This is a genomic window from Gillisella taibaishanensis (assembly GCF_001938985.1).
Taxonomy (GTDB): Bacteria; Pseudomonadota; Alphaproteobacteria; order Rhizobiales; family Rhizobiaceae; genus Allorhizobium; species Allorhizobium taibaishanense.
Genome location: NZ_MKIN01000021.1, coordinates 526,101 through 538,426, shown reverse-complemented (window position 1 = coordinate 538,426; position 12,326 = coordinate 526,101). Strand labels below are relative to the sequence as shown.

General features: G+C 58.3%; 8 protein-coding genes. 6 read left to right on the top strand and 2 right to left on the bottom strand.

What is annotated here, in order from left to right; genetic code table 11:
• Positions 1-180 precede the first annotated feature (180 nt).
• From BJF91_RS09585 to BJF91_RS09575, 3 genes are read left to right on the top strand one after another with little or no spacing between them, the layout of a single operon-like run.
• Complete coding sequence (locus BJF91_RS09585) at positions 181-825, top strand: FadR/GntR family transcriptional regulator (protein ID WP_234801603.1); 645 nt, start codon at positions 181-183, stop codon at positions 823-825.
• The gene (locus BJF91_RS09580; protein WP_075614248.1) at positions 822-1,994 is read left to right on the top strand and encodes a PLP-dependent transferase; all 1,173 of its coding nucleotides are present in this window, start codon (positions 822-824) and stop codon (positions 1,992-1,994) included. The genes BJF91_RS09585 and BJF91_RS09580 overlap by 4 nt, the downstream gene beginning before the upstream one ends.
• Positions 1,995-2,024: 30 nt before the next feature.
• Positions 2,025-3,413 (top strand): M20/M25/M40 family metallo-hydrolase, encoded by a 1,389-nt coding sequence (locus tag BJF91_RS09575; RefSeq protein WP_075614247.1) that lies wholly within the window; start codon positions 2,025-2,027, stop codon positions 3,411-3,413.
• Between the two features lie 65 nt (positions 3,414-3,478).
• Here the strand turns inward: BJF91_RS09575 and BJF91_RS09570 are convergent, their stop codons facing one another.
• Positions 3,479-4,153 carry a TetR/AcrR family transcriptional regulator gene (locus tag BJF91_RS09570; RefSeq protein ID WP_234801584.1) on the bottom strand — a complete coding sequence of 225 codons (675 nt, stop codon included), beginning with the start codon at positions 4,151-4,153 and terminating at the stop codon, positions 3,479-3,481.
• A gap of 111 nt (positions 4,154-4,264) precedes the next feature.
• Here BJF91_RS09570 and BJF91_RS09565 point away from each other — a divergent pair, with 111 nt between their 5' ends.
• The 3 genes from BJF91_RS09565 (at position 4,265) to BJF91_RS09555 (ending at position 10,317) form a co-directional block, all read left to right on the top strand.
• A complete protein-coding gene (locus tag BJF91_RS09565; protein ID WP_075614246.1) occupies positions 4,265-5,818 on the top strand; it encodes an efflux transporter outer membrane subunit in 1,554 nt (517 codons plus the stop codon).
• A 261-nt stretch (positions 5,819-6,079) separates the two neighbouring features.
• On the top strand, positions 6,080-7,201 hold the full coding sequence (locus tag BJF91_RS09560) for an efflux RND transporter periplasmic adaptor subunit (protein ID WP_075614245.1): 1,122 nt from the start codon (positions 6,080-6,082) through the stop codon (positions 7,199-7,201).
• 11 nt (positions 7,202-7,212) lie between these two features.
• The gene (locus tag BJF91_RS09555; RefSeq protein ID WP_075614244.1) at positions 7,213-10,317 is read left to right on the top strand and encodes an efflux RND transporter permease subunit; all 3,105 of its coding nucleotides are present in this window, start codon (positions 7,213-7,215) and stop codon (positions 10,315-10,317) included.
• Positions 10,318-10,410: 93 nt separating this feature from the next.
• On the opposite strand, the gene BJF91_RS09550 is transcribed toward BJF91_RS09555, so the two are convergent.
• Positions 10,411-12,309, bottom strand: a complete 1,899-nt coding sequence (locus BJF91_RS09550; RefSeq protein WP_075614562.1) for a bifunctional sugar phosphate isomerase/epimerase/4-hydroxyphenylpyruvate dioxygenase family protein — start codon at positions 12,307-12,309, stop codon at positions 10,411-10,413.
• Positions 12,310-12,326 lie beyond the last annotated feature (17 nt).

The following is a 12,326-nucleotide window of genomic DNA, read 5'->3' as shown; positions in this document are numbered from 1 at the left end:
GCGCTGTCTGCATGGCTTGACATTCCGGATAGGCCGCATAGTGCTAAGATGTCAGACCAATTGTCAAGCGGTCCGCGAAAGGGGAGTTGTATGGCTTTGGGTGTGGAAAACACCGGCAGAGATCCGCCGCGGCTCGCCATCCTGGCGCCGTTGGACCGGGTCGCCCAGGTCAGCGGCGTTATGGCCGATTACATTGAAAAAGCAGGCTTAAAGCGCGGTGATCGGCTGCCGACCGAGCGGGAGCTGATGGTGGCGCTTGGCGTCGGTCGCTCGACGGTGCGGGAGGTGATCGGCCGGTTTCAGGCGCTGGGCGTGCTGGAAAGCCGCAAGGGCAGCGGCACCTATCTGCTGCAGCCAATCAGCGCTGCAACCGTCCATATGCCCTTGAGGTTGGAAGCGGAAAATCTCCGCGAAGCTCTGTTGCAGACGCTTGAAGTACGCCGTGGCCTGGAAGTCGAGGCAAGCGCCTGGGCCGCAAGGCGACGGACTGCACAGGACATCCAGCAGATCGAGGAAAAACTCGACGCGATGGAGCGGGTGCATCTGGCCAAGGGCACTTCAGGTAAGGAAGATCTCGCCTTTCATCTCGCCATTTACGATGCTGCCCATAATCCGCTGTTCCGGCAGTTGCTAGAGCAGATGCGCGAGGCTTTCGAGCGCTTCTGGAGCAAGCCTTTCGACCGGCCGGATTTTGCCCGCCGCTCATTTCCCTATCATCGCACTCTGTTTGCCGCGATCGCCGAGGGCGACGCGGAGGCGGCCCGCCAGGAAACTCTCAAGATTCTCAGCGTGGTGGAAGAAGACATCAAGGACATGTCCCAATGAACGACAAGCACGACTTTTCCGAATTTGCCTCGCTGATCACTGCCCATGACGAAGGCAATGCCTTCGATGCGGTCGTGCCGCCGATCGTGCAGACCTCGCTGTTCACCTTCAGCGATTACGACGAGATGGTCGCGACCTATCGCGGTGAAAAACAGCGTCCGGTCTATTCGCGTGGCCTCAACCCGACTGTGCGGATTTTTGAAGACATGCTGGCGCGTCTGGAAGGTGCTGAGGATGCGCTCGGCTTCGGCAGCGGCATGGCGACGATTTCCTCGACGGTACTAACCTTTGTCCAGCCGGGCGATCGGATTGTCGCCGTGCGGCATGTCTATCCGGACGCCTTCCGGTTTTTCGAGACCATCTTGAAGCGCATGCGCGTCGAGGTGACCTATGTCGATGGGCGCGACGAGGATGCGGTCGCTGCAGCCCTGCCGGGTGCCAAGCTCATCTATCTCGAAAGCCCGACCAGCTGGGTGATGCATGCCCATGATGTCGGCGCGCTGGCCGCACTTGCCCGGCATCACGGTGTTCTCTCTATTATCGACAATAGCTGGGCGAGCCCAGTTTTCCAGCGGCCGCTGACGCTCGGCGTCGATCTCGTCCTGCATTCGGCTTCGAAATATCTTGGCGGCCATAGCGATGTCGTGGCGGGTGTTGTGGCCGGGCCGAAGGCCTTGATCGACAGGATCCGCAATGAAACCCTGCCTTATCTCGGCGGCAAGCTGTCGCCCTTCGATGCCTGGCTGTTGATCCGCGGTATGCGGACGCTGCCGGTGCGCATGAAGGCGCATGAGGCTTCGGCGCTGGAAATCGCCCGGCGGCTTCAGGCGCATGAGCAGGTTGAAACGGTATGCCATCCCGCGCTCGCCAACAGCCTGCCACCGGGTCTCGTCGGCACGTCCGGGCTGTTTTCCTTCATCTTCAAGCCGGGCATCGATCTCAAGATCTTCTGCAATCAGCTGCGCTATTTCAAGATGGGCGTCAGCTGGGGCGGCCATGAAAGCCTGATCGTGCCGGGAGACGTGGTCGCGGCCCAGAAAGCGCCGCCGAGTTTTGCCGAAGCCTTCGGCGTCGATCCGCTGTCGGTGCGGCTGCATGTCGGCCTTGAGGGCACGGAGGCGCTGTGGAGCGACCTTGTCGCCGCGATTTCTGCTGCAACAGAATCGTAAGTTTGCGGTTACCTTACAAGAGATAGAGTCATGACCGATATCCATTCCGTTCTTGCCCGTGCGGATGCCAATCTCCCGTCCAGTCTTGAGACGCTGTTTGATCTTGTGCGGATACCGTCGATTTCGACCGATCCGGCCTATGCGTCTGATTGCCGGCGAGCGGCTGCATTTTTGGCGGATCACCTGACGCAACTGGGATTCGAGGCCTCGGTGCGCGACACCTCGGGGCACCCCATGGTGGTTGCTCATGATGTTGCGGCCCCTGAGGGCGCCCCTCATGTGCTGTTTTACGGCCATTACGATGTGCAGCCGGTCGACCCGCTCGGCCTTTGGCACAACGACCCATTCGCCCCGGCGGTGCGAGAGACACCGCAAGGGCAGAAGATCATTACCGGTCGCGGCACGTCCGACGACAAGGGCCAGATCATGACCTTTCTGGAGGCGCTCCGTGCCTTCAGGGAGGTGAGGGGCGAACTTCCCTTGCGCATAACCATTCTTTTCGAAGGCGAGGAAGAATCCGGCTCTCCATCGCTGAAGCGCTTTCTCGAAGCTCATGCTGCGGAACTGAAGGCGGATTTCGCCATGGTCTGCGATACCGGCATGTGGGACGCCGAGACGCCGGCAATCTGCGCCAGTCTGCGCGGACTGGTTGGGGAGGAGGTCGTCATCAAAGCCGCCAGCCGCGATCTGCATTCCGGCGGTTACGGTGGCGTTGCCGCCAATCCCCTGCATATCCTGAGCGATATCCTTGCCGGACTGCATGACGAGACCGGTGCGGTGACCCTGCCTGGCTTCTATGACGGCGTCGACGAAGTGCCTGCCGATCTCAAAGCCGCCTGGGCGGAACTGGAGAAGAGCCAATCCTCGTTCCTGCCGGACATTGGCCTTTCTGCCATCTCGGGCGAAAAAGGGCGCTCTATGCTGGAATTGCTCTGGGCAAGGCCGACTGCCGAGGTCAATGGCATGAGCGGCGGCTATACGGGCAAGGGGTTCAAGACCGTCATTGCCGCCGAAGCGATGGCGAAGGTCTCCTTCCGGCTGGTCGGACGCCAGAACCCGCAGCAGATCCGCAACACATTCCGCGAATATGTGCGCTCGAAACTGCCTGTCGATTGCCGGGTGGAGTTTTCCGAAGAAGGCGCATCTCCCGCCATTCAGCTACCTTACGACTCTCCCGTTCTTGCCAAGGCGAAGGAAGCTCTTTCGCAGGAATGGTCGAAGCCGGCCGTCGTGACCGGCGGGGGCGGATCGATCCCGATTGTCGGAGATTTCCAGAGCCTGCTCGGCATGGATGCCTTGCTTGTCGGGTTTTCGCTGATGGACGACTGCGTCCATTCTCCGAACGAAAAATACAATCTAACCTCATTTCACAAGGGTATTCGGTCCTGGATTAGAATAATGGATCGGCTTGCCGGCTAGCGCCAGACAAGACTACCGCAATTCCTGGCCGCCGCCTTTTATTCTCAACGGTGCGGATGCTGATTTCAGCTGTCCGCGCCGTTTTTTTTGACCCCGTAGGCAGCCAGGAAGATGCGCACCCCTCCCTCTATAAGGGCGTCATACTGGCTCTGTGCCGGCGGCTTCATTGAAAGAGCCCAATTCAGTGGCAGGTCGCACTGCACCAGACTGAGAAATTGCTTCACGGCCAAGTCCATGTCGGCAATTCGCAGGAATCCTTCGTCTACCGCTCTTTCAAAAAATGCTCCGACTTCGGCGCGTTGTTTGCGGGGGCCGGCTTTCATAAAAATCTCGGCGATTTCCGGGAACCGCGATGCGTTGGAGACGATCAACCGGTGGAATGCCAACCCCTTGTCGTTGAGAAAACAGCGGGTGAAATTGCGGGCAATGGTCCTGAGATCTGCTTCAATATCAGCAATCGGCAGGCTGGAATCCCAAAGTCGGTCGTCACCGTTAAGTGCGAACTCTTCCTCGATCAGCCGAGAAAATAGGGCTTCCTTGCTTTCAAAATGTGCGTAGACCGTCGCCTTCGACACGCCCGCGCCTTGGGCGATCGTGTCCATACTGGTCCGATCATAGCCAAGCTCAAGGAAGGTAGAGCGGGCAGCTTGCAGAACCGACTTGGACTTCTTGCTCGCCATCTTTCGAGATTTCGGATGGTTTTCAGTGTCAATAGCGGTTTTCGCAGAATTGCCTTGCATCAAATACCCCCTCTTTTGAACTGTACGGTTCAGTTTTCCACTTGACATCGTTATACCAGACTGCAATTTGAAGCAACAGACTGAACGGTTCGGTTCAATTGGTAGCGCCTCATGTTCAATAAAAAATCCTATGCCCCCGACGTCGACGGAAGCAGCCAGGTCCTTTGGTCTCGATGGACTATTCTATTAACGCTTATCACGCTGTCGGGTTGCACCGCCGGACCCGATTTCCAATCTCCGGACGGGCCGGACGCGAGTGGCTATACCAAAGAGTCGCTGGTCAAGACTGTCGATGCAAAGGGCGTCTCCAACGGCCAGGCGCAGCGCTTCACTATGGGCAGCGATGTCAATCCCGCTTGGTGGACACTGTTCCAGTCCAAGCAGATCAACGCGCTTGTCGAAGAAGCGATCCACAATCATCCGGATGTGGCCGCGGCTCAATATGCTCTGCGGTCTGCGCGCGAAACTGTTCTTGCCGATCAGGGTGGGTTGTTTCCAACGGTCACTGCCAGCGAATCCTCCGAGCGTGAGCGTTCGGCAGCTAGCGGCGCAACAAAGGCATCCCTTTTTACGCTGCATAACGCAACCGTCAGCGTCTCCTACAATCTCGACATGTGGGGCGGAACACGGCGGACGATCGAAGCGGCGCAGGCGCAGGCTGATTATCAGCGCTTCCAGCTGGAAGCCACCTATCTCTCCCTGACGGCTAATGTCGTGACGGCGGCCATGAACGATGCGTCGCTGAATGCCCAAATCCAGGCTACGCAGGACATTATTCGCCTGCAGCGGGATCAACTCGCGCGCATCCAGCAGCAGTTCAATGTCGGGGCTGTTCCTGCATCCGACGTGCTGTCGCAGCAATCGACCCTCGCCACGACTGAGGCTAGCCTCCCGTCGCTGCAAAAGCAGCGGGCTCAGCAGCGCAACGAACTGATGGCCTATCTCGGTCGGCTGCCCAGCCAGGATAACGGCGAAAGCGTCAGCCTGTCGGATTTGCATTTGCCGCGTGATCTTCCGCTCAGTCTGCCGTCTAGCCTGGTTCGCCAGCGTCCTGACATTCGCGAGGCGGAAGCAACCCTGCACAACGCCACGGCGAGTGTCGGCGTGGCAATTGCCAATATGCTGCCGCAGATCACGCTTAGCGGCAGCTACGGTGCCTCTGCGCCTGCCAAGCTGTTCAGCGCCAACACGATTGCCTGGAGCGTTGCTGACTCCGTCAGCCAAACCATCTTCGATGGAAACAAGCTCTATCATACCAAGGAAGCCAGCGTCGCGACCTTCCGGCAAGACCTGTCCAAGTACAAAAGCACTGTGATTTCCGCCTTCCAGAACGTTGCCGATAGTCTGCGTGCCATCGAATATGATGCCAAGGCACTGCAGGCGCAGGCAAAAGCCGAAAAGGCGTCTTCCGCCAGCCTGACCATGGCCCAGGAACAGTACAAGATTGGCGCCGTCGATTACCCGACAGTATCCACCGCCCAGCAGTCCTATCAGAATGCGGTTATCTCCAGGGTAAAGGCCCAGGCGACCCGCTACACCGATACAGTCGCGCTGTACCAAGCGCTTGGTGGTGGCTGGTGGAACCGACAGGATGAGACGGACCAGTCGCGTCCGCGTGTTTCTCCAGGGCATTTTGCCGGTCCAGAAGTGGCGGCAAAGCTATGACATAGGCAGTGACCATCACACGCCCGACAAAGCTGGCCTGCTACCAGAAAATGCCAAGAAAATCTGCACATCAATAACGGTATATTAGATAGTTTTGTTGGAGTGTGCAGTCCAGTTTCAGTTTGTAGATCTGAAAGCAGGAAAGAAAGATGTCTCCGTAGGTCCAAAACAACGCAGACATCGTAGCGTAGAAGTCCGGCCGTGCCGGACTGCGGGCAACTAGTTTATTAACGACACTTAGAATAAGAAGGTCTGAACATAATGATCAAGCGAATGGTGATCATGTTGCTCGCCACTGGCGCTGTCTTCGGTGGGCTGTACTGGTTCCAGAATTTCAAAGCTGGAATCATCCAGCAGGTCATGGCCGGTATGGCCAATCCTGCGCAAACGGTTTCTACCGCCGTTGCCGATGTGACAGATTGGCAGGACGAGATAGAAGCAGTTGGCTCTCTGAGGGCGGCAAATGGTGCCGATCTGGCGCTGGAAGTCTCCGGCATCGTCCAGAATATCAGCTTCAATTCCGGCGACGCTGTGGAGCAGGGCCAGACTCTGTTGCAGCTCAATGCGACGGAAGACAATGCCAAGCTGGTATCCCTCGAGGCAACGCTCGACAACTACAACATCACCTTGCAGCGTGACTTGGCGCAGTTGAACGTCAAAGCCGTCAGCCAGGCGACCGTCGATACCGACCGTGCGAACGTCAAGAACGCCCAGGCGCTCGTCGACCAGCAGAAGGCTGTTGTCGAGCAGAAGACGCTGAAGGCACCTTTTGCCGGTCGTCTCGGCATTCGGTCGGTTGACCTCGGTCAGTATCTGACTGCCGGCACCACGGTCGTTACGCTTCAGTCCCTCGACCCGATCTATGTCGACTTCTACCTGCCTCAGCAGGACGTCAGCCGCCTGAAGGTTGGTCAGGACGTCACCACGACCATCGACGCCTATCCTGGCAAAACGTTCACCGGCCAGATTTCTGCAATCAACCCTAAGGTCGATAGCACTTCACGCAACGTCCAGGTTCGCGCCACTCTGAAAAATGCCGATGGGTCGCTGCTGCCGGGCATGTTTGCGCGGGTCAAGGTTGCGACTGGCGCAGTTCAGCAGCTCGTCACCGTGCCGCAGACCGCCATCGTCTATAATCCCTATGGCGATAGCGTTTTCATCGTCGACAAGGACAAAGGCAATAGAGAGCACGACAGCGTCCGACAGGTCTTCGTAAAGACCGGCAGTGTCCGGGGCGACTTTGTTGCGGTTACCGATGGCGTGAAGTCCGGTGACAATGTGGTCATCGCAGGTCAGTTGAAGCTGCGCGGCGGCACGCCTGTCATCGTCGACAACAGCCATGTGCCGACCTCTCAAAATGCGCCTGAGATCAAGGATCAATAGGACATAACGCCATGAAGAGCTTCACCGATATATTCGTGCGCAAGCCCGTGCTTGCGCTGGTGGTCAGTGCGCTGATCCTGGTCCTCGGCCTGAAGTCGATGACTTCGCTGTCGATCCTGCAGTATCCGCGGACGCAGAACGCGGTCGTGACCGTGACGACCACGTATGCCGGCGCCGATTCCGACATCATCGCCGGTTTCATCACCACGCCGCTCGAAAATGCCATCGCCCAGGCGAACGGCATCGACTACATGACGTCGACCAGCAAGACGGGAACGAGCACCATCACCGTCAACCTGCGTCTGAACTACGATTCAGGCAAGGCGCTGACGGAAATCAATACCAAGGTTAATTCCGTCATCAATCAGCTGCCGTCGAATGCGCAGCAGCCGACCCTGACGCTGACCGTGGGTCAGACGATCGACTCCATGTATCTCGGTTTCAAGAGCGATGTTCTTGCGCCAAACCAGGTCACCGACTATCTGACGCGCGTCGTACAGCCTAAGTTGCAGGCTGTTCAGGGCGTCCAGACCGCTGAATTGCTCGGGGCCAAGAAGTTCGCGCTGCGCGCCTGGCTCGATCCGATCAAGATGGCCGCCTATAGCTTGAGCGCCACCGATATCTCCTCTGCCCTGACCGGCAACGACTATATTTCCGGTCTCGGCACGACCAAGGGCCAGATGGTTCAGGTCAATCTCTCCTCCTCGACCAATCTGCATTCTCTTGCGGAATATCAGAATCTGGTCGTCAAGCAGACCAACAACGCCATCATTCGGTTGAAGGATGTCGCCAATGTCACCCTTGGCAGTGACGACTATGACTCGGCCACCAGCTTCAACGGTCAGAAGGCTGTCTATATCGGCATTCAGGTTGCGCCGACCGCCAATCTTCTTGACGTCATCAATGGCGTGAAGGCCGTCTTCCCGGAAATTCAGCAGCAATTGCCAGCCGGTCTTGACGGGCAGGTGATCTATGACTCCACCGACTTCGTGAACAGTTCGATCGACGAGGTTATCCATACACTGTTCGAAGCCGGTCTGATCGTTACCGTCGTCGTCTTCCTCTTCCTCGGATCGTGGCGTGCGGTTCTTATCCCGATCGTTGCCATTCCCCTGTCGCTGATCGGCACTTTCGCGCTGATGCTCGCCATGGGCTTCTCGATCAACCTTTTGACACTTCTGGCGTTGGTGCTGGCCATCGGTCTCGTCGTCGACGATGCGATCATCGTGGTCGAAGGCGTCAATCGTCATATGGAAGAAGGGATGAAACCCTTCGACGCCGCCTTGCAAGCGGCCCGTGATCTCGCAAGCCCGATCGTGGCGATGACCGTGGTTCTCATCGCAGTCTATGTCCCCGTTGGCTTCCAGGGCGGCCTGACCGGCGCTCTGTTTACCGAGTTCGCCTTCACCCTGGCCGGTGCGGTCACGGTGTCTGCCGTCATCGCGCTGACCCTGTCGCCCATGACCTGCGCCTATCTGCTGAAGCCGATCCCGAAGGACGGCAAGTCGATCGAAGCGCGTATTGTTCATGGCATCGACCGCTTCATGGAGGGCCTTAGCCGAGGCTATCGCCGTCTGCTCGAGGGCACTCTGAATACGATACCCGTCGTGATCGTCTTCGGCCTGATCGTGCTTGGCAGCATCTACTGGCTCTATACGGTATCGACAAGCGAACTGGCACCGGAAGAAGACCAGGGCGTCATCCTGACACTGACCACGTCAGCGCCGTCCTCGACGCTCAGCCAGCGGCAGTTTTATGCGGAGCAGGCCTACAAGACTTTCGCAAAAGAAGCCGAAACGAATATCGTCTTCCAGATTGATGCCCCCGGCCAGTCCATCGCCGGTTGGGTTCTGAAACCCTGGGATCAGCGTGAAAAAACGACGAAGACCCTGCAGCCTGCGATCCAGAACGACTTGAATCGTATTGCGGGTGTCAGAACCGTGGCCTTCCAGCCGTCGCCGCTACCAGGTAGCAACGGTCTTCCTATCCAGTTCGTTCTCACCACCACCAACGATTTCTCCCAGTTGAATGATGTGTCGCAAACCTTCATCGCCAACGCGTTGAAGACAGGCAAGTTCATCTTCCTCGACAACGACCTGAAATACGACCAGCCGCAGTCGCGCATCGTGTTCGACCGCGAAAAGGTCGCTCAGCTCGGTTTGAACATGTCGGATGTGGGTGGCGCGCTGGCAACCATGCTGGGTGGTAATTACACCGGCTACTTCAGCTTTGATGGCCGGTCCTATAAGGTCATTCCCCAGGTGCAGCAGATGTCGCGCCTCAATGCATCCGATGTATTGAACTATTACATTAAGGCCAGCGACGGTACGAACGTGCCGCTGTCGACGGTCGCCCACATTGAAACGATCACCCAGCCGCAGTCCTATAACCACTTCCAACAGGTCAATTCGGCGACCATCTCAGGTGTTGCCATGCCTGGTGTGGCTATGGGTGACGCCCTTGCAACTTTGAAAAGCGTTGCGAGCGATTCCCTGCCTCCGGGCTATGGATTGGACTACGGTGGTCAGTCGCGTCAGCTTGAGAAAGAATCCGGCGGCTTTGTGCAGACCTTCGCCTTTGCGTTGATCATTATCTTCCTGGCATTGGCTGCGCTGTTTAACAGCTTCCGAGATCCGATCGTCATTCTGGTCTCGGTGCCGATGTCGCTCGCCGGCGCGCTGATCTTCATCAGCCTCGGCCTCGGCGGAGCCAGCATCAACATCTATACCCAGGTGGGTCTGGTGACGCTGATGGGTCTGGTGTCCAAGCACGGCATCCTGATGGTGGAAGTGGCCAACGAACACCGCAATGCAGGAAAGTCGAAGCGGCAGGCCATTGTCGAAGCTGCCGAAATCCGGTTGCGGCCGATCCTGATGACCACCGCTGCCATGGTGCTCGGCGTTGTTCCGCTCATCACCGCCTCGGGTGCCGGTGCTGCTTCGCGCTTCAACATGGGTCTGGTCATTTCATCAGGTCTGTCGATCGGCACGCTGTTCACGCTGTTCGTTGTTCCGGCTGCCTATGTGCTGATCGCCAAGGCTGCCGACAAGCCGGAGGGCGCTTCTGCCGAACACGGTTCTGCAGGACATGGCCACGGCGAGGGCCAGCCGGCCTGATAAGCCGGACGGATCTCACCTCATCCTTCAAGAAAAAAGGCGAGGCTGCATCGGCAGCCTCGCCTTTCTCGTTCGGTCCTGTGGTCTGAATACTCAGCGCGGGACCCCATCCGGCCTTAGCTGGCGGCGTTGTGCTGCAATGCGGAACGGCGCATTCATGGCGCCGTAGCCATTATAGGCACCACGCCGTTCGACGATTTCGAAGAAGAAGCCCTCGCCAAAGGTCTGGCTATAGATCTGGAAATATTCGCCATTGTCGTCGCGGTCGTAAAGGATGCTTGCGGCGCGCAATGCATCGGCGAACTCCGGCTCGAGGCCGAAGCGGGCTTCCAGATCGTCATAATAATTGCGCGAGATCGGAAGCGCGCGAAAGCCGCAGGCGGCAAGGCCTGCGGCCGTCCCGAAGATGTCGTCGGTGGCTAGCGCAATATGCTGGATGCTGGTGCCGAAGCTTTCGGCCAAAAATTTGCCGGCCACCGTCTTGCGATTGTCGGCCCCGTTCAGTGTCACTCGAAAATCGGGGGCAGGGCGGCTTTCAATGGCCTGACTGCGGACGAGGCCGCCAGGATCGACCACATCGACCATCGGCGTGCGACGTGTCGAAAAGATAGAGCCATAGAATAGTAGCCACGTCAGCATTTCGTCATAGCGCGTGGTCTGGGCTAAATGGTCGATGCGCAAAAGCTTTGTATCGGCAGGGGTCTGCTCATCTGCAACAGGCTCGAACTCCTGCTCCCAGACGCGCGATAACTCGGGGCTGTCATCAAGGAAATAGATGACGCTGTTGCTGACGCCCTGAATGGCGGGCACCGGCACCTCACCGCTGCGGCGCGGCTCGGAAAACGGGACGGCGCCAAGCGCTGTTGCCCGCCGGACGGCCTCTTCCGCATCCGCCACCTTCAGGCCAAAGGCATAGGCGCTGGTGCCATGCACCGAATATGAGGCGTTGGCGAAACTGTTTTCGGTGCCGTCGGTATTGATCAGAATGCGGATGTCGCCCTTGATGTAGAGATCCAGGTCGCGGGTGCGATGTTTTGCGGTTCTGGAAAAGCCGAGCGTGCGCAGGAGAGTGGTCAGTTTCTCTTTGTCCTCTGCCGAACTGGCAAATTCCACGAATGCCACTCCAGCGGTCTCGATCGGCGCCGGCATGGTTGGGGCGCTGAGGCGGATATCCGGCTCCTGACGCTGCACCTGGTCCATGAGATAGACGAGCGAGCGATGTCCATCTTCGGCAATGGCGCGCGGCGAGCCGCCACGGAACTGGTCGTTGAAGATTTCCAGTGATAGCGGACCGGTATAGCCCGTCGCGGCCACGGCGCGCATGAAGTCGACGACGGGAAGGTCGCCTTCACCGGGCATATTGCGAAAATGTCGGCTCCAGTAGAGCAGGTCCATGTCGAACAGCGGTGCGTCGGCTAATTGCACGATGAAGATCTTGTCGCCTGGAATAGAGCGGATCGAATTCGGGTCGATCTTGCGCGCCAGCGTATGAAAGCTGTCGAGGATGAGCCCGACATTGGCATGGTCGGCACGCCGCACCACTTCCCAAGCGTCGCGGTGGTCGTTGACGTGCCGGCCCCAGGCCAGCGCCTCATAGCCAACGCGCACGCCGTGTTTGGCTGCCCGCTCGCCCAGTTCGCGGAAATCGGCGGCGGCTCGGTCAATGCCGCCAAGCGAGATCGGCGAGACATTCGAGCAGATCAGCATCAGGTCGGTACCCAGCTCGTCCATGATTTCGAACTTGCGCTCGGCTCGTTCAAAGGCGCGGGCGCGGTGCAGGTCCGGCATCCCCTCGAAGTCACGGAAAGGTTGGAAAAGGGTAATCTCCAGCCCGTGGTCGCTGACCATCTTGGCGACTTCCTTTGGCGAGGCATCATAGGTGAGGAAATCGTTCTCGAAAATCTCTACCCCGGTAAAGCCAGCCCTGGCGATAGCTGCCAGCTTTTCTGGGAATTCGCCACTGATCGATACGGTTGCAATTGAGGTCTGCATCTGTACGCTATGCGCTG